Source organism: Marinobacter qingdaonensis (genome assembly GCF_034555935.1).
GTDB lineage: Bacteria > Pseudomonadota > Gammaproteobacteria > Pseudomonadales > Oleiphilaceae > Marinobacter > Marinobacter qingdaonensis.
In genome coordinates this window covers 2,034,091-2,052,034 of record NZ_JAYDCJ010000003.1, presented here as the reverse complement: position 1 = coordinate 2,052,034, position 17,944 = coordinate 2,034,091, and the positions used below count along the sequence as shown (strand labels likewise).

Annotated in this window: 15 protein-coding genes; 7 read left to right on the top strand and 8 right to left on the bottom strand. The window is 63.7% G+C overall.

Features of this window, described 5'->3' with window-relative positions:
* Positions 1-11 precede the first annotated feature (11 nt).
* The 4 genes from U5822_RS12615 to U5822_RS12600 form a co-directional block, all read right to left on the bottom strand.
* Positions 12-1,250: a sensor histidine kinase gene (locus tag U5822_RS12615; RefSeq protein WP_322855971.1), complete on the bottom strand. Its 1,239-nt coding sequence runs from the start codon at positions 1,248-1,250 to the stop codon at positions 12-14.
* A 230-nt stretch (positions 1,251-1,480) separates the two neighbouring features.
* On the bottom strand, positions 1,481-2,932 hold the full coding sequence (locus U5822_RS12610; protein ID WP_322855970.1) for a sigma-54 dependent transcriptional regulator: 1,452 nt from the start codon (positions 2,930-2,932) through the stop codon (positions 1,481-1,483).
* Positions 2,933-3,002: 70 nt separating this feature from the next.
* Positions 3,003-3,332, bottom strand: a complete 330-nt coding sequence (gene fliT, locus U5822_RS12605) for a flagellar protein FliT (protein WP_322855969.1) — start codon at positions 3,330-3,332, stop codon at positions 3,003-3,005.
* Positions 3,333-3,385: 53 nt separating this feature from the next.
* Positions 3,386-4,744: a DUF1329 domain-containing protein gene (locus U5822_RS12600; protein ID WP_322855968.1), complete on the bottom strand. Its 1,359-nt coding sequence runs from the start codon at positions 4,742-4,744 to the stop codon at positions 3,386-3,388.
* 218 nt (positions 4,745-4,962) lie between these two features.
* On the opposite strand from U5822_RS12600, the gene U5822_RS12595 reads away from it, so the two are divergent.
* Both U5822_RS12595 and U5822_RS12590 read left to right on the top strand, forming a co-directional pair.
* Complete coding sequence (locus U5822_RS12595) at positions 4,963-5,451, top strand: DUF6586 family protein (RefSeq protein ID WP_322855967.1); 489 nt, start codon at positions 4,963-4,965, stop codon at positions 5,449-5,451.
* Between the two features lie 50 nt (positions 5,452-5,501).
* A complete protein-coding gene (locus tag U5822_RS12590; protein ID WP_322855966.1) occupies positions 5,502-5,762 on the top strand; it encodes a hypothetical protein in 261 nt (86 codons plus the stop codon).
* A 46-nt stretch (positions 5,763-5,808) separates the two neighbouring features.
* Here the strand turns inward: U5822_RS12590 and U5822_RS12585 are convergent, their stop codons facing one another.
* The gene (locus U5822_RS12585) at positions 5,809-6,300 is read right to left on the bottom strand and encodes a cell division inhibitor SulA (protein WP_322855965.1); all 492 of its coding nucleotides are present in this window, start codon (positions 6,298-6,300) and stop codon (positions 5,809-5,811) included.
* A 41-nt stretch (positions 6,301-6,341) separates the two neighbouring features.
* A complete protein-coding gene (lexA, locus tag U5822_RS12580; protein ID WP_322855964.1) occupies positions 6,342-6,953 on the bottom strand; it encodes a transcriptional repressor LexA in 612 nt (203 codons plus the stop codon).
* Between the two features lie 214 nt (positions 6,954-7,167).
* Between lexA and U5822_RS12575 the strand changes: the two genes are divergently transcribed.
* The 3 genes from U5822_RS12575 to U5822_RS12565 are packed head-to-tail and all read left to right on the top strand — an operon-like array spanning position 7,168 to position 9,606.
* Positions 7,168-8,169, top strand: coding sequence for an amidoligase family protein (locus U5822_RS12575; RefSeq protein ID WP_322855963.1), 1,002 nt, complete (start codon positions 7,168-7,170; stop codon positions 8,167-8,169).
* Complete coding sequence (locus tag U5822_RS12570) at positions 8,162-8,926, top strand: gamma-glutamyl-gamma-aminobutyrate hydrolase family protein (RefSeq protein WP_322855962.1); 765 nt, start codon at positions 8,162-8,164, stop codon at positions 8,924-8,926. Before U5822_RS12575 ends, U5822_RS12570 begins: the two co-directional genes overlap by 8 nt.
* Positions 8,923-9,606: an SIMPL domain-containing protein gene (locus U5822_RS12565; RefSeq protein ID WP_322855961.1), complete on the top strand. Its 684-nt coding sequence runs from the start codon at positions 8,923-8,925 to the stop codon at positions 9,604-9,606. Before U5822_RS12570 ends, U5822_RS12565 begins: the two co-directional genes overlap by 4 nt.
* Positions 9,607-9,608: 2 nt before the next feature.
* Here U5822_RS12565 and U5822_RS12560 read toward each other — a convergent pair whose 3' ends face one another.
* Positions 9,609-13,370 carry a translocation/assembly module TamB domain-containing protein gene (locus U5822_RS12560; protein ID WP_322855960.1) on the bottom strand — a complete coding sequence of 1,254 codons (3,762 nt, stop codon included), beginning with the start codon at positions 13,368-13,370 and terminating at the stop codon, positions 9,609-9,611.
* The gene (locus tag U5822_RS12555; protein WP_425259153.1) at positions 13,367-15,118 is read right to left on the bottom strand and encodes an autotransporter assembly complex protein TamA; all 1,752 of its coding nucleotides are present in this window, start codon (positions 15,116-15,118) and stop codon (positions 13,367-13,369) included. Before U5822_RS12555 ends, U5822_RS12560 begins: the two co-directional genes overlap by 4 nt.
* A 159-nt stretch (positions 15,119-15,277) precedes the next feature.
* Here U5822_RS12555 and U5822_RS12550 point away from each other — a divergent pair, with 159 nt between their 5' ends.
* Together U5822_RS12550 and U5822_RS12545 are read left to right on the top strand one after the other, a co-directional pair.
* The gene (locus U5822_RS12550) at positions 15,278-16,285 is read left to right on the top strand and encodes a hypothetical protein (RefSeq protein ID WP_322855958.1); all 1,008 of its coding nucleotides are present in this window, start codon (positions 15,278-15,280) and stop codon (positions 16,283-16,285) included.
* 46 nt (positions 16,286-16,331) lie between these two features.
* Entirely contained in the window at positions 16,332-17,807 is a 1,476-nt protein-coding gene (locus U5822_RS12545) for an amidase (protein ID WP_322855957.1), read from the top strand.
* Positions 17,808-17,944: the final 137 nt, after the last annotated feature.

The window sequence follows — 17,944 nt, the reverse complement described above, 5'->3', positions numbered from 1 at the left end:
ATTGCCTCCGTTTACTGGGAATTCTTCAATTGCGGCAGACGCAGGGTGGCAACCGCCCCGCCCTGCTCCGGCGATTCAATGGTGAACTGGCCCTGATGGGCCTTGACCACCGCCTGCACCACCGCCAGACCGAGGCCGGTGCCGTGGGACTTGGTGGTGTAGAAGGCCTCCATCAGACGGCCGGTCTCGGACCGGTCGAAGCCCGGGCCGTTGTCGATCACGCGGATCACCAGCTCGTGGCCGGCGGGCACAATCTGCACCGCCACCCGCGAGGCACCGGCCTCCAGGCCATTGTTGACCAGGTTGGTGCAGGCGCCGACCAGGGCGTCCCGGTTGCACATCAGCCGGCACTCGGCCGGAACCTCGTCCACCACCGTGACCTCGGCCCCCGGATTCAGGGTGATGCCCTCGACCGCCGAGCGCAGGGCCGAGACCAGGGTCCCCGCCGACAGCTCTTCCGCCAGGCGGGTTTCGCCGCGGGCGAAGATCAGCATGTCGCGGACCTGCTGCTCCAGATGGGTCAGACGGGACATTAGTCGAGAGGCGCAACGCTGACGCATTTCTTCGTCCAGCTCGTCCTGACTGAGATGCCCGCCGTAGAGAATGGCGGCCGACAGCGGCGTGCGGATCTGGTGCGCCAGCGACGCCACCATCTTGCCCATGGCGGACAGGCGTTGAGCGTGAGCGAGCTGAGACTGCAGTTGCCGGGTTTCGGTCAGGTCGGTGAGCAGGATCAGCTGGCCGGGCTGGTTTTCCATGGTCCGAATCTCGATGCTGACCCGGCGTCCGTCTTTCAGGGACACTTCGTGGCCGTCGTCCCGGCGAGGCGCGAAACAGCGTTGGATGACATCGATCCAGCGTTCGCCATCGAGCGGCTCGCCCAGCAGCGCAATCGCCGCCGGGTTGGTCTGGGTGACCACACCCTGGCTGTCCAGCACCACCACACCGGCGGGCAGAGCCGTGAGCAGGGTCGACAGTCGATCCGCCAGCTGCTCCTTTTCCTCCAGCTCCTGCTGACGCTGCATGGATTCCTGGCTCAGCTCCCCGGACAACTGGTTCACCCGGGACTCCAGGGTGCGGTAGGAGTCAGTGATCTGACGGGACATGCGGTTGAACAACTCCAGCGCCGAGTCCACCGCTTCGTCTTCCTGCTGTGGAAACAGCGCCGTAACCTTGTCGTTGACGTCCGCCGCCGCGTTGGCCTGGGCCTGTTCAGCCTCGGACCGGACCACAAACTGTGCCTGACTCATAACTTCGCCCCCTGACCGACCCATCGACGGGCCGTACCATTCGGATTATTCGTTTGGGGTCTGTTAAGCCAGCACCGTGCCAACTTGAATTTTTGCTTTTATATCAATAGGAAGGAAATTTAAGATCGGGGCGAACGACGGTTTTACGTCGGGCTGAACGAGCCGCGGCGCCGCAGGTTACAAACCTTTGACGCCGCGTCTGGAGGGAATAGGCCGAGGCCTGGGACCGGTCAGGAGTCTTCCGATTCCTCCTCGCGCAGTCCGTACTTGCGCACCTTTTCCACCAGCGTGGTCCGGCGGATGCGCAGCTTCTCGGCGGCCCGGGCCACCACCCCACCGGCCTCGTCCAGTGCCTGCTGGATCAACTGCTTTTCCAGGTTGGACAGGTAGTCCTTCAGGTCGATGCCATTGACCGGCAGCAGGGCCGGCGCATCCAGGCCGACCAGACCGGGCACGCCGGACGGCATACCGGAGTCTTCCACCGGCCGGTTTTCGTCGTAGTCGTCGACGTAGCGGAATTTCTTGGGCAGCTCCTGCACGCCGATCACACCGTAAGGGTGCATGATCGCCAGGCGCTCCACCAGGTTGGCGAGCTCGCGCACGTTGCCTGGCCAGTTGTGCCGGCACAGACTCATGATCGCCGCGGAATTCATCCGCAGGGAGCCGCGTTTTTCCTTTTCCATTCGGGAGATCAGCTCGTTGATCAGCAGCGGGATGTCCTCCACCCGCTCCCGCAGCGACGGCATTTCAATCGGGAACACGTTCAGGCGGTAGTACAGATCTTCCCGGAATTCACCGGTTTCGATCATGTCTTCCAGGTTCTTGTGGGTCGCCGCGATGATGCGGACATCGGCGGACTGGGTGCGATTGCTGCCGACCCGCTCGAAGGTGCGCTCCTGCAGGACGCGCAGGATCTTGACCTGCATGTTGAGCGGCATGTCGCCGATTTCATCCAGGAACAGGGTGCCACCCTCGGCCATCTCGAAACGGCCGACACGGGCGGTGATGGCGCCGGTGAAGGCGCCCTTCTCGTGGCCGAACAGCTCGCTTTCCAGCAGCTCCGCCGGGATGGCGCCGCAGTTCACCGGTACAAACGGCTTGTCGCGACGGGCGGAATGGTAGTGCAGGTTGCGGGCGACCACTTCCTTACCGGTACCGGACTCACCGGTAATGAGTACGCTGACGTCCTTGTCGGCCACCTGCTCCATGAGCTGGCGAACCTGGTGCACCTTGCGGGACGTGCCCACCAGGCTGCGGAACAGCTGCAGACTGCGCTGCTGGCCACGCTGCTGGGAGCGACCGAACTGATCCCGGAAAATCTGCGCCCGATACAGCGAATCCACAAACTTGGTGTAGTTCAGCGGCCACTCCATGCGGGCGATGACCCGAGCGGCATCGTCGCCGGCCAGGCCTTTCAGGTCAGGATCGCCGACCATCAGGATGGGCACGCCCTGGGCCAGGGCGCAGATTCTGGCCACCGTGTCAGTGACGCCGGCATCCTCGCCATTGACCACCGCCACGGACAGCTCGGCGGCGGCGCCATCATCCGCGGATGCGAGGAATGCCGCGGCTTCGTCTGCCTGGAGGATCTGCTCTTCGCCGATAAACTCAAGAATCGTGACCATGTCCCGGCGTCTTGACTCGTCGTCACTCAGCACCAGCACCTTATTGTTATTGGACATTCACAAAAATCTCTCGGTGGATTTGAGCGGTATTTAAGACTGTCGGGAAGCTCGAGTCAATTTTATGACGCTATTTGGGACGATTTGAGGAAATGTTCTGATAGGCCTTGGCAGCATTACGATTCTGGTTCACGCCCTTGAGCGCCGACTGGGCTTCCTGGCGCGCCCGATTGGCGCCCTGACTGGCCGCATCCACCAGTTGCTGCAGCTCCTCGAGGCGGGTCCGCACCTCGCTCGCGTCCAGCTCACCCGACTCCATGGCGCGCATCAGCGGCTCGACCGCCGGCCTGACCTCGCCATTGCGACTCGCCAGTGCGTCCCAGTCCTGATCGGCCAGTGCGCGCCCGAAGCGGGCCATCAGTTGATCCAGGTGAGTCAGATGCGCCTGGTTGTCCGCCATGCCCGGTCTCCTGTCAGATTCCTGTGATTAATTGTGGCCACCGGCCCCATCAATTACCGACGGGCGGCCCGCCGCGCCGCGGACGCGGTGAAGTCGGACCCACGGAACCCCGGGCTGAAATCATACGCCGGGAAACCGTCATCCAGGCCATCGATATAATAGCGTTCGGCCTTGAGATCGTACGTCATTTCCATGGTAGTCCAGAACACCGGCACACTGTAATAGCTGATGTTGTGGGCTTCGGACACCCGCCAAAGCTGGCCATCCTCGTCGTACTCCTCGGACGCCAGGATCTGCCAGCTGTCCTCGTCAACGTAGAACACCCGACGATCGTAGATGTGGCCGATGCCCGTGCGGCGCTTGGCCTCGACCACCCAGACCCGGTGCAGCTCGTAGCGTGCCAGGGCCTGATTGATGTGACGGGGGCGGATCACGTCGTCGGCGGTGACGTCGCCAGCGTGCAACGCGTAGGCGTTGTACGGCACATACAGCTCGCGCTTGCCCTTCAGAGTCCAATCGTACTGGTTGGGCGCGCCGTTATACATGTCCTTCTGGTCGACCGAACGCAGGGAGGAGGAGTTCGGCAGATCGGTTTCGTAGGCCAGATTGGGCGATCGACGCAGGCGACGGGAGCCGGCGTCGTAGCGCCAGGCCAGCCGGGGCGACCGAATCTGATCCAGGGTTTCATGCACCAGGGTGATGGTACCGGCCAGCGACGACGGAGCGATGGTGTCGGTTTTCAGGTAGAAGATCTTGTTGTCGATCTCCTCCAGTTCCGCCCCCTTCTTGCTGTAGGCGAAGAAATACTCGTAGTCATTGACCACCGGATTGAAGGCGCCATCGGTCTGGGGCGTGGCGGAGGCACTGCGGAACGCCACCTCGTTGCCGCGGTAGCGCAGGATGTGATTCCAGATGACTTCCAGACCGTTCTTTGGAATCGGAAACGGGCTGGTCATGATCGTGTTGCGAACGCCGTTGCCGTTATCCAGCAATTCGGACTGCACCGCGTTGTCACGGGATTTGTCGTAAACATGGTCCGGGAAGGCCGCGGTGCGGCGGGTCTGATACACCGGCATGAAGAAATCCGCGCCGTACTGCTCCAACATCCTTAGGTGGCCGTCAGACAGCCGATCCCGATACAGCGTGTAGTTGTCCCCGGTAATCACGAACAGGGGCTCATCCTCCGGGAAGGGATTGATTTCCACCTGGCCTTTGCGCCAACCCTCGGGTGGTGTCTTCAGCCCACCGGTCCAGTCGGGAATGGTACCGGACGGATTACCGGCCCGCTCTGCGCCTACCGGGGTTAATTCCCCATCGAGCCGATCCGCCTGCTTTGGCGAGACCTTCGATACGGCCGTCCCTGAAGCCCCGAACAGGATTGCTGCAACGCCTGCGATAACCTGGTTCCGCATTCCCTTTCTCCTCCCGAATATCATGCAGTGTGTCTGGCTGGCCCTGGCGCAACCGGCGGCCTTTTTGCCAAATTCAAACGACCGTTTCAAGTGATGATGTGTATTTTCTTGTGACACAGACGGTGACAGAGCGAGGGGAGGAAATTGCGCCGTCGAAATGGTAGGATGGCGGATTGACTTTGCGGTGGGTCGGACCACCGGCTGTTTACAGGTATCTTATGGCCTCACAATGGCATTCACTGGTTTCACAGAAACTGTTCCTGGCCCGGACGCTGCTGGACGACTCTGGCACGCCCGCTGACGCCCCCCACAGCGCCCTGAGGCAGGAGGCGGCACTGCAGGGGGCCACCGAGCTGTTGCTGCGGGCCCGGCGCCTGTTGCTCGTGATGGTCGCCCGCCTGTACCAGCATCGCAGCGGCGAGCCGGACAACCTGGAGGCGCTGGCGGACCTGGTCGGCACCGAGGCCAGCGAGCTGGGGCTGTTGCAGGAGCTGGCCAGGCAAGGCAGCAGCTGGTGGAACCACCTGGAACAACTCGAGGCGGTACAGAGCCGCCCGCCAGCGACCAAAAAGACGGTCAGCGCCGACAACATCATCGCGGTGTCAGCCGCCGCCGGGCCAGATCGCTCCAGCGCGGGCCTACGAGCCACGCTGGACGCCATGAAGAAATTTGCCGACGACCTGGAAGAGCGGCACAGCGAGTGGTAACCGCGCAAGCCGCAGGTAGCCCGGGTCGAATCACAGAAAAGGTTTAACGAATGTCACCATCTTTTTTTGAAATCGTACAACTGAGTAACGGAGATTACGCGCTGCGCCGCATCGACGACGACAGTGCGCCGCTTGTGAAGATTTCCTTTTCCGACGAAGCGCGGGAGATGATGGAAGACCGCGACATGAATGTCGCCAAGGCGATGATCGCGGCCGGTATCGAAGCCGTGGGTAACGTAGCTCACGATATTGAACTGGAAGACGAGGAACCCGAGGCGACCGACGCTCACCCCTCCTACACCCTGCACTGATGCAAGGCGCCGCGCCCGGGTGGGCAGACGGCGGCGCCCCAACAGCTCAGCGCTGGCGCAGAATCACACCGTGACTGTTGCCCGCCGCTGATGCCCGCTGCAACGCGTCGAAAGCGGGCCGACCCAGCTTACGGGTCCACATCACCACCGCGTGACAGGTGCCGGCACTCAAGGCGCGCTCGGCCAACTCCTGGGCGGAGTGATCCGGCGTCGAACGCAGCACCAGCAATTCGCCGGCAACAATGCCATGCATTTTCTGCCATTTACTGACCAGGGCCTGGGGCGGATCAATCCATGCCAGCCAGCGCTTTTCCTGATTGAGCTGGGTCAGCATCGGCAGCAGCAACTGAAAATTCTCCACCTGCCCTTCCGGCAAAATGATCTCGGTAACGTTGCCAGCGACCGCCGGTTCGCGCTGGGCCGGCTTCGGGCGGGTACGAATCACGGATCGACGTTCACCACCGGCCGACACCGGCACCGCCCGCGACAAAGCACTCTGCTGGTACGCCAGATTCTGATTGAAGCTCATTTGTTCCATGATTCACCTGCCCCCTGACTGTCCGTGACTCACCCGCGCGATCAATGAAGATCCGAGCGCCGAATGACCCCTACCCCCAATCCTTCAATAAAGAGTTGCTGCTCGGTCAGATCCACCTCGATCGGCGCGAACTCGTCGTTCTCGGCAATCAGATAAACCTTGGAGCCTTCCTTGCGGAAGCGCTTGACCGTCACCTCTTCCTCACCGACTCGCGCAACCACCACCTGACCGTTGTGAACATCTTGGGTGCGGTGCACCGCCAGCAGATCGCCATCGAGAATGCCGATGTCCTTCATACTCATGCCACGCACCCGCAGCAGGTAATCGGCGGACGGCGAGAAGAACTCAGGCGCCAGGGTGACGTGATCCTCAATGTGTTCCTGGGCGAGGATCGGGCTGCCTGCCGCCACCTGACCGATGACTGGAAGCCCCAGGTCCTCTTCCGCTTCCGGCAGCCGGATTCCGCGGCTGGCGCCTGGCACCATCTCAATGGCACCCTTGCGCGCCAGGGCCCGCAAGTGCTCTTCGGCGGCGTTGGCCGAGCGAAACCCGAGCTCAGCGGCGATCTCCGCGCGGGTGGGCGGGTACCCGGTTTCGTCCAGATACCGCCGGATGATGTCCAGCACCTGAGCTTGCCTTGCTGTCAGCTTCATTGAGCTACTCCATCTGGGTTCCGTGGTAGGCCCCACTCCGTCGCATACGAAGCGAAGTCTCCGGCCTGTTTTTTTATACAGTGAACTGACTATATACAGTGTTTTATCCAGTGTAAACCCTCGCCCCCGGATTTTTGTGTCACCGGCGTAACCATATGTCCTGCAAGGATTGTGATATGGTGATTCCACCTGAAACGACCGGTTAGGGAGTTCTATGAGTCATTCCAGCGAGTGCAACATGCCCGACAACCTCCACACTGCGGAGGGCAAGGAACGCCGAGTTGGCATCGAGATCGAGTTATCGGGACTCGGTTACGACGAACTGGTGCAACTGGTGGCGCGTTTCCTTGAGGCAGAACCGGAGCTGACCTCCCGTTACGTGTCCCGGCTGGCAACCGACCTCGGGGACTTCACCATCGAGCTGGATTCCGACCCCATCAAGGATCTGGATCTGACCGACGATCGGCTGCCTGAATCGATCCGGGAATTGGGTGGACAGGCCATGGAAGTCATTGATGCCGCCGCGGAGCGCATCGTTCCTCTGGAAATTGTCAGTCCGCCGGTGCCCTTCTCGGCCGTGCCGCGAATCCAGGCGATGATGGAAAAGCTGCGCGACGCCGGCGCACTGGGCAGCCGCGAGGCGATCTACTACGCCTTCGGCCTGCAGCTGAACCCGGAATTGCCGGACCTGGAACCAGCCACCCTGGTTCGCTATTTCCAGGCGTTTGCTGCGCTGTACGACTGGCTGAAATCCCGGCACCAGCTCGACATCAGCCGGAAATTCACCACCTACATCGAACCCTGGAGCAGCAGGTACGTCGACCTGCTGATGGACGACGACTACGCTCCGGACCAGGCCCAGTTGATGCGGGATTACCTGAAGTACAACCCGACCCGCAATCGCGCCCTGGACCTGCTGCCGCTGTTCGCCCATCTGGACGCGGACCTGCTGGCCGAGCACGTCGACGACCCGCGGATCAAGAGCCGGCCGACCCTGCACTACCGGCTGCCCGACTGCGACATCGACAACGACGACTGGGACCTGGCCAGTGTCTGGAACGACTGGGTGATCCTGGAGCGGATTGCGGCCGATGCCGACCAGCTGGCCGAGTTGCGCAGCCTGTACCGGGAACGGAGCAAGCTGAACCTGCACAACCTCACCCACAGTTGGCTGGAAACCACCACGGACTGGCTGCAAAGCAAAGGGTATGTCTGAGGCAACGGAAACCGGCGACGAGCTGCCCGGACTAACCATCGGCATCAGCGGGCCCGCCCGTCGCAGCACCGCCCATCGGCTGATCAGCCTGGGGCTACGGATGCACGGCGCCCGCACCCACTACATTCGTCCCGGTTCCCGCACCGATGTCGCCCTGCTGGACGGGCTGGTGCTGTCCGGAGGTACCCATGTGCACCCGGAATGCTACGACCAGCAGCCACAGGTGACGGCCCGTTACGACCGCAAACGCGATGCCACCGATCGCCGGCTCCTGCAGGAGGCCGAGCGCATCGGCATTCCGGTGCTCGGCATCTGTCGGGGCGCTCAGTTCATCAACGTGTTCCACGGTGGCTCCCTGTGCCAGAACGTGACCCCGCTTCGGGTCAATACCCGGCACCGGCCCCTGCTCCTGCCCATGCAGACGGTGCGACTGGTGAAAACCAGCCGGCTGGGCCGACTGATGCAATCGGCCGTCATTGGCGCCAACCGCATCCACAGCCAGGCCATCAAGCGCCTGGGCAATAACCTGCGGGTGGTGGCGGTGGATAACGATCTGTTCGTGCAGGCGATCGAGAACACCCACGAGCAGTGGTTGATGGGAGTGCAATGGCACCCGGAATACCTGCTTTACCACGGCGGACACCGCCGGATCTTCAAGGAGTTCGTCCAGGCCGCCCTGGACTTCAAGCTTAGCCGACTGGAACCGGAACCCGCGGAGCCAGATCGCCATTCGCATTCAGAGGAGGAGTCGCCATGAACCGTTCGCTTTCACTGTCTGGCCTGCTGCTGGCCATGACCCTGGGCCCGGCCCTGGCCGTCGCCGGCGAAGTATCCCTGAGCGGCGAAGGCAGCGTGCGCTACCAGCCGGACAGCGCGCGCCTGCAGTTCACCGCCAGCGCCGAGCACGAACTGCCCCAGCGGGCCACCGAACAGGTGGCAGAGATGATGGACCAGTGGCGCGAGGGCATCGCCGAGTACCAGCCCCAGTTGCAGGATTACACCGACGCCATGGTCAACCTTTACTCCCGTACCCTGCCGGGCAGTGAACGGGGCGAGGAGCCACGCCAGCGGGCGGTGGCATCACAGACGGTCAGTTTTGAAATCAGTGATCTGTCCCTGCTCAACCCCTTGCTGGAGCAGGCGCAGACGATCGGCATGAACTACCACCTGGGCGCGGGCCAATTCTTCCACTCAGACGAGGCGGGACTGGAGCAGCAGGCGCTGGCCAAGGCCATTGCCGACGCGCGCGCCCGCTGTGAGTTTGTTGCCCGGGAATTGCAGTCCTCCTGTGGCGATGTGGTCTCGATCAACGTCAACGGCGGCTTTCGGCCCGTGCCGGTCATGATGGCAGAGGCCAAGGGCCGGTCCGACACCGTTTCCAGCGTCGGTGTCCGGGAAGTACACGCCACCGTCAACGCCACCTTCGAGCTGGACTGACCCTAGAAGTCCCGGGTGTAGAAGATGTCCAGCGAGGCGGCCAGGCCACTGGCCGCCTCGACGTAGATGTTGCGGGTCAGGTCGTAGCGCAACGCCACCGTCGTGATAGGCTCGAACACCCCCACCCCGTAGCGCACGCTCAGCTCATCGGTCAGATAGCCGCTGGCGACCACCGAGGTCTGCTCGCCGCTGCCTTCGGTTTCCAGCATCAACTGCTGGATGCCGATCTCCTCGCCCAGTTTGCCGGTCACCTTGTTGGCCTGGGTCAGGCCGAGGGATATGGCCGCCCCACTCATCTGGCCCTGATCGCCCTGGCTTTGCGGCGGTCGACCGAGCACCAGGTACGACAGCGCATCGGTCTGGGGCATGTCGGGGCTGGAGAAAATTTCGGTCTCCGGCGCCTGTACCGGCCCGCTCAATCGGATACCGGCAACCACCGTGTCCACCCGGCGAATGGCCTCGATATCCAGATAGGGCTGGGTCAGATTACCGACGAACAGGATACGGGCGGTTCGCAGCTCCAGTTCCTGACCAAATTTCTCGTACTGGCCATCGACCAGCTGCAGGGTGCCGCGGGTGTCCATATCGTTGCCAATGCGCAGGGTGCCCTCGAGGTTTCCGGTCACGCCGAAGGCGACGAAACTCACCTCGTCCTCACCGACCACCACCGTGACGTCCATATTGATGCTGCGGATGACCGGCTGTTCCGGCTCCACCCCCACGATGACCTCGTCCTCAGTCACGGAAATGGCCTGGGGCGGCAGCCCCTTGATCTCGATGCTGCCGCGCGGCACCGCCAACTGGCCGGTAACCTTCAGATCGCCCTGACCAAAGGCGACGACCAGGTCCGGCGCCAACTCCAGCTGGGCGTATGGCTCCAGACTGAAGGGCACGCGTTCGCCCTTGATCGCAATCTCGCCCTCCGGCGCGCCCTCCCAGCTCACGCGGCCGTCCAGGCGGGTCTGGCCGCGCTCGCTGCTCTGGATCCGCCCGCTGAGGTCGGCGGCATAGCCGTTCAGCGTCAGGGTCGCGACCACTTCCTCCACGGGGATGGGCAGGCGTGGATCCACGATGCGGCCGCCGGTGAGCGACAGCTCGCCCTCCACCGCCGGTTTCAACAGCGGACCGGACAGGGTACCGCGCCCCTGGATCTGGCCGGCGACCTCGTCCAGGCCGGCAAAGATCCCGGCCAGGGCAATGTCGAGCCGTTCCAGGCTGAACTGACCCTGAATCCGGCGCTCGGACGATCTCGGATCCACGCCGACGTCGACCGCCAGTTCACCAAGGCTGGGGCCAGCCAGCCGCAGCTCCAGATCCGCCTGCTCAGGCTTGAGGCCCAGGGCCACGGTGAAGCGCTCGTAGGCCAGCGTCTCCCACTCGTCGCCCTCGACCTGCACCTCGAACTGACCGCTGCCCGCGTCGACCCGGATCTGCCCCCGCGGGCCACCGTCGGCCATGGTCACATCGATGTCGCCATTGAGGCTGCCGAGCCAGCGCAGGCGTTCCGGCATCACCGGATCCAGGGCCGAGGTCGGCACGTTGCGGATGCGGTAGGCGATGCTTGGGGTCGGCAGCAGCACCTGATCGTCGGCGCAGACGCTGCTTTGCTGCCACTGCCAGCAATGGGCGCCGAAGGTGAGTTTGCCCGGGCCGTGCTGATAGGCCAGCGACGCGGGCGCCTGCAGATCCCAGCGCTGATTCTGCTGCGGCACCTCAATCCGGCCTTGGGCCAGTGCGCCCTGCCAAGCGTCCCAGGCGGCACCCTGGAAGCCGCCGGCAAAGACCAGGGCCATGGCGGCCTCGGCGTGCTCCGCCAGGATTTCGACACGGTGCTGCTCCCGGGTTCCGGAGCCGGTGAGCCTCAGGGACTCCAGTTGCTGGCCCGCCGACTCGATGGCGGAGGCGTCGATGCGGCTCGACAATCGCCAGCCCGGCTTCAGCGCCGCGTCGAGCTCCAGCCCCCCCAGTTCCAGGGTATCCTGCCAGGCCAGATCCCGGGCCCGCAGGCTCAGGTCACCGGTGGGATTATCCAGGGTGCCGGCCACCGATACCTCGGCTTGAACCTGACCGGCCAATCCGGCCAGCAGTTGCTCCGGTGCCGGCAGGTCCAGCCGGAGCTTGCCGGCCAGTTCCTCGCCCCAGGCTCCAGAACCCTCGATGCGATTATCCCCCACCGAGACGGCCAGATCGGACAACTGCCAACTACCGCTCGACGAGTCCAGGGCGCCACTGGCCTCGGCGGGCTGCTGCTGCCATTGACCCGCCAACTGCCACTGGGCCTTGACCGCAGGGTGGCGGCCTTCCCGCAACTGGCCCTCGGTCGAGATATCCCCGCTGAGACTGGCTTCCAGTGCGGGTACCCAATAACCGGGATTGAAATCCTCCAGGCGCAACGCCGCCTGCCAGGTCAGCGGGCCCGCGAAGTTGACCTTACCGTCACCAGACAGGGCGCCGGCGCCGGTGGTCACCATCAGGTCGGACAACCGGGTCTCGGTGAGATCGCCATCCACGGTTGATGACAGTGACGCCTGGCCCTGGGGCCCTTCCACGTCGGCCTTGAGCTTGGCGTGATACTGGCCGTCATCCCAGGTGACCGAGCCGTCCAGCCGGTTCAGGCGCACCGGCGGTGGCTCCAGGTCCGGCAGCAAGGAATACCAGGGAAAGCGGTCGAGTTGCAGATCGGCGTTGGCTTGCAGGCCATCCAGCCAGCGGACGGCGCCGGTCACCCGCAACTGGCCCTGCTTATCCCCGTTCTGGGTGCGCAGCTGTAGCTCCAGATCCCGGGCCGCCTCGGTGCCCACGTTGCCGTCGAGGGACAGGTTGATAGCACCTTCGGTGCCCGGCAGAGTCGCCCGCGCTCGGGTGCGGAAGCCCTGCGCCAGACTGCCCCTGGCTTCCAGGAACCAGTCTTGGAGGGTCAGGGTGGCGGGCAAGTCCGCCAGCGCGAGAAATTCTTTGGAGTCGACCCGCAAACGCGCCGGCAGGCGCTCGTCCAGGGGCGACACCTGCCCCTGCAGTCGGGCCTCGAGGTAGCCCTGACTGCGCCCGCTCAGGCGCAGATCCCGGACACTGCCAGACAGATCGAGATTCAGCGACCAGCGGTCACCGGCGGGTGGCGGCAGGCTCGCGGTCAGCTCCAGCGCCAGTGGCCAGTCCCGGCGGGTCTCAATCCGCCCGGACAGGCCCAGGACATAGTCGTCCAACCGGTACTGGGCCCGATCGATCCGCCACTCCGCGCCCGAGCCACCGGCCGACAATTCCAGACGGTCCCAGATGCGGTTCTGGTTGAAGGTGAACTGGCCCAGATCCACCTCACCGATGCGCAGGCCCATCGGGATGTCCACATCGGGCAGCGCCAAGGGAGTTTCGGACGCGCCCGGGTCGGCCGATGGCTCCACGGACACGTCGATGGTGTCGGCTTTCAGGGTATCCAGGCACACCTGTTTGCTGAACAGGCAGGATGGAGACCAGGCGATCACCGGGGCCTGCACCCGGACATCCGCACCATAGCCCTGCCAGACCAGATCGGCCGCCCGCCATTGATCCAGCAAGGAGCCTCGACCGTCGGTGACCTGCAGGCCCGGGACCTGGTCGATGACCCAGGCGGTACCGGTCTCGGATTTCAGGGCCAGCAGGATCAGCACCAGTAGCAGCACTGGCAGCAACACCAGCACCCCAAGGCCGACGAGTACCCAGAACCACAGGGAGCGACGGCCGGACTCGGGCGCTTCGGGTGTCTCTTGCGAGGGTTGGTGATCGGTCACAGCTCAGGTCCCATGGAAAAATGTACACGCCAGCCGCCGCCGAATTCCGGGTCCAACCCCTTGGCGACGTCCAGGCGCAGTGGCCCGACCGGGCTGATCCAGCGCACACCAATGCCGGCGCCGGTCGCCAGCGGATCGAGCGGGTCATTGATGGCGTTGCCGTGGTCGACAAACAGCGCCCCTCGCCACTGCTGCGCGAACTGGTACTGGTACTCGACACTACCGACCATCAGGAAACGGCCACCGACCGGCACGCCGTTTTCGTTTTCCGGAGACAGGGTCTCGTAGCCGTAGCCCCGGACGCTCTGGTCGCCGCCTGCGAAAAAGCGCAGGGAAGGCGGAACGTCCTCGAACCTGTTGGTAGCGACACCGCCGACCTGGACCCGGCCGAGGAAGCGGTGGTTATCGAAGATAGTATAAAGCCCCTTGGCCAGGGCGCTGGCATGTAGGACGTCCACCGTTGACAGTACCGCCCGGTGGGCGCCGGTGATATCGAATTGCAGCCGGTAGCCCTGGGACGGATCCAGGGCCTGGTCGGCGTACCGTTTGGAGTAACCGAGACCGGGCAGAAACAGGCTACTGGTGCCGGTCTCGTCGTTGCCGATGTTGTAGCGTTCGCCCTCCCACCGGAACGACAGCACCTGCAGCCAGTCGTTATCCAACTGGTGCTGCCACTGCTGGCCGAAGGTCAGAAGCTCGGATTCGACGTTCTCGATGTCCTCACGCTGGTAACCGGCGGTCAGCCGGATCAGGTCGGTCATGGGCGGGTCCAGGGGCAGTTCGTACCAGCCGCTGACGCTCTGGCGCGGCACCGAGAGTTCGGTTTCGGCCCCCCGCTTGTGCCCCATCGGGTTGATCCAGTGCTCCCGCCAGTTACCGCGGAAGCGCGGCCCCACATCGGTGGAGAAACCGACACCCACGCCGAGGGACCGCGGCGGGCGCCGCGTCAGCCCGACGCTGACCGGGATCACCCGGTCGACGGCATTGGCCGGCCGGGCGTCGATGTCCACCCCGGAAAAATAGCCACTGCTGGACAGGTCCCGGTTCAGTTTGGCGATTTCATCGGTGTGGTACGGGATCCCGGGGTCAAAGGTGACAAAATCCTCGAGCAAGCCAATCTCGAACCAGTGGCCCTCTTCGAAGCTGACCGCACCCAGGCGGTAGCGCTCACCACTTTCGTAAATCAGCGTGACCTCGGCGGTTCGGGTTTCGGGATTGACCCGCAGGCTTTTCTCCAGGAATTGACCATCAAAATAGCCCCGCTGCCGAGCACGGGTCTGGATGGTGTCCCGCAGTGTCGCGTATTCGCCGTGATTGAGAACGTCGCCTTCGGCCGGCTTGTCCGGCAGCTCCCGGGTAAACTTGGCATCGGAGCTGGCTGCGCCTCGAATCTCGACGGTGCGCGAGGTCACCCGCACCGGCTCTCCCGGCCGGATTGTCAGAATCAGGCGGGCGCCCTCATCGCCCTCTTCCTCTTCCACGCGCCAGTCAATCTGGGGGTCGTAGTAACCCAGGGCCCGCACGGCCTTACTGGCCTGACCCACTGCGGTGGCGGCGTAGCGTCGGAGACTGTTGGCACTGCGCCCCTCCACCTCGCCGATAAAGGCCTCGGCGTTGTCCTTGAGCTGGGGATAGTCCCCCTCAACCGTCACTTCCACCTGCTGAGCCCAGGCCCAAGGGGCCAGCACAAGCAGGCACGCAAGCAGCCGGACCCGGCCTGATGTCACAACGCGGTTTTTCAGTCCCATCCGGCAGTGTCAAAGTTGGTCATAGAGAAAATCTGTTACTTCAAGCGTGAAAGCTAAGCCCCAGGCGGTCAAGTTAATCCGGGTGCAGTCGTCGTTGCGAACAAAATACGCTAATCTGTCAAAAGCTTATATGTACTTGCAGGCAACCGGAAGTCGTGAATGCTCCAAATTAACCGAGAAAATCTGAAGTCCAGCCACCAGCTCATCTGGTTCATCATCGATTTCCTCATGCTGGCCCTGCTGATTATCAACCTGGCGTTCATCATCTGGGATTCCATCTATGGTTTTGTTGCCGTCCAGGACCTGCTCAAGCAATACGCACCGGCACTGCAGAGCCTGTACCACCCGATTCACGACCGCTTCATTTTCTACGACCTGATCTTTGTCTCGATCTTCCTGACCGAGTTCTTCCTGCGCTGGGCCTATGCCATCAAGGCCAAGATCTATGACCGCTGGTACTTTTATCCGTTCATCCACTGGTACGATCTGGTCGGCTGCATTCCCGTGGGCAGCCTCCGGTTCCTGCGGATACTGCGGGTGATATCCATCATCTACCGGCTGCACCAGTACAAGATCATCGACGTTACCAGCACCCGGACCTACCGGTTTTTCAACTTCTACTACGAAGCCTTCATGGAGGAGCTGTCCGACCGCATTGTGCTGAAGGTGCTCACCGGCATGCAGCAGGAGGTCCAGCGCGGCTCGCCGCTGTTCGACAAGATCCAGCAGGACATCCTGTACCCGCGGCGCGCCATGCTCGCCGACTGGATCTCCGGTCGGGTGGCCGAGGCCGCCCGGGAAGGCTACGTGCCCAATCGCGGCGCCTTGCGCAGCTACCTGGAGGACCGGGTCGATACCGCGCTGAAGCAGAACCTGGAATTGTCCCGGCTCAAGTATTTGCCCGTGGTCGGCCCGACCATCCAGGAAACCCTGGAAGAGGCGGTGGGCGACATCGTGGCCAACGTGATTCACCAGATACTCGAAGACCTGGCATCGTCCTCCAACCACGCGTTCATTGAGGACATCGTCAACGTCTTCCTGCCGAGTCCGGACCAGGTCGAGGCAGACGAGACCCAGAACGAGGCGCTGATCAACCTGATCACCGAGATCATCGATGCGGTAAAGACCCAGGTGCGCGTCAAACACTGGCGCGAAGACCTACCCTAAGGCCCGCTGCCACCGCCCTGCCCTTCAACAACAAGGCCGATACCCTATGGACCCGACGCACTACCGACCGGCGCACGAACTGCTGGCTGACCTGGAAGCCGGTCGCCTGACCAGCGAACGTCTGACCGAGCAGCTTCTGGCTCGCATTGACCAGCACAACAGCGCCATCAATGCCGTCGTGACCCTGGACAAGGCGGCGGCCCTGGAGCGGGCCCGCGCAGCGGATCGGCAACGGGCCGCGGGCGAGGCCACAGGGGCCCTGCACGGCCTGCCCCTGACGCTCAAGGACACCTGGGAAGTAGCCGGCATGGCCACCACCGCTGGCGCCCCGGCCCTGGCCGGCCATCGGCCCGACCGGCACTCCGATGTCGCCGAGCGACTGGAGGCCGCCGGCGCCATCATTCTCGGCAAGACCAACGTGCCGCTCTACGCCACCGACCTGCAGAGCTACAACAAGCTGTTCGGGGTCACCCGCAACCCCTACGACCCGGAACGGACCCCGGGCGGCTCCTCCGGCGGCGCCGCGGCCGCGCTGGCCGGGGGCCTGACGCCCCTGGAGGTAGGCAGCGACCTGGCCGGATCCATCCGCACCCCCGCCCATTTCTGCGGGGTCTTTGGCCACAAGCCCAGTCGCGACCTGGTGTCCATGCGCGGCCACATTCCGGGGCCACCGGGCACCCAGTCGCAACCGGACCTGGCCGAGGGCGGCCCCATGGCCCGCTGCAGCCAGGATCTGGAACTGTTGCTGAAGGTTGTGGCCGGCCCTCGACCGGCCGACGCCCGGAGCTGGCAGCTGGTCATGGAACCGGCACAACTGGACCGGCTCGAGCAGACCCGGGTCGGCCTGTGGCTGGATGATCCCCTGTGCGGCATCGACGCGGAGCTGAGTGAAGGCTACCGCGCCCTCGGCCGGCAACTGGAGGCACAGGGGGCTCTGGTGGCCAACGCCCAGCACCGCCTCCTGAACTTGGAGCACATCCTGCCGGCCTACTTCAATCTGCTCGGCAGCCTGCTGTCGGCCTCCCTCACGCCGCCACAACGGCGGCAGATGAAATGGATTGCCCGCCTGGACAAGTGGCTGCACCTGTTTGGCCCGGTTACCCCGTTCATCGCCGAGTACGGCCGGGGCGTCAATCAGGCCGCCCACCAGCGCGCGGTGTGGAACGAGGTCCGGGAAAAAATGCGCAGCGAGATCGAGCCCCTATTCGAGGAGTTCGATGTGCTGCTGACCCCGGTAACCCCGACCACTGCCATCCGGCACGATCATTCGCAACCGGTGTTCAAGCGCCGCATCCTGGTGGCCGGCCAACCTCGGGCCTACATGGACCAGTTCTGCTGGATTGCCCTGGCTACCCTGCTCGGACTGCCCGCCACCTCGGTGCCGGTCGGCCTGACCGACGACGGGCTGCCGTACAACGTCCAGGTCATCGGCGCCCCGGGGCGTGATCTGACCACCATTCGATTCGCGGAGTTGCTTGAGCGGGCGGGCCTGGCCGGGTTCCAGCCACCAAGCATGGCCTAAAAAGACTACAGTTTTTCACCTAAGAAGCTGGAAAATTTACAGAATTTCCGTGCAGATTCGGAGACACTCAGCTACAAATAAACCTAAGTTTCACGACGCGACGCCATTGCATGATCGAAAACGCCCGGCAATTGGAC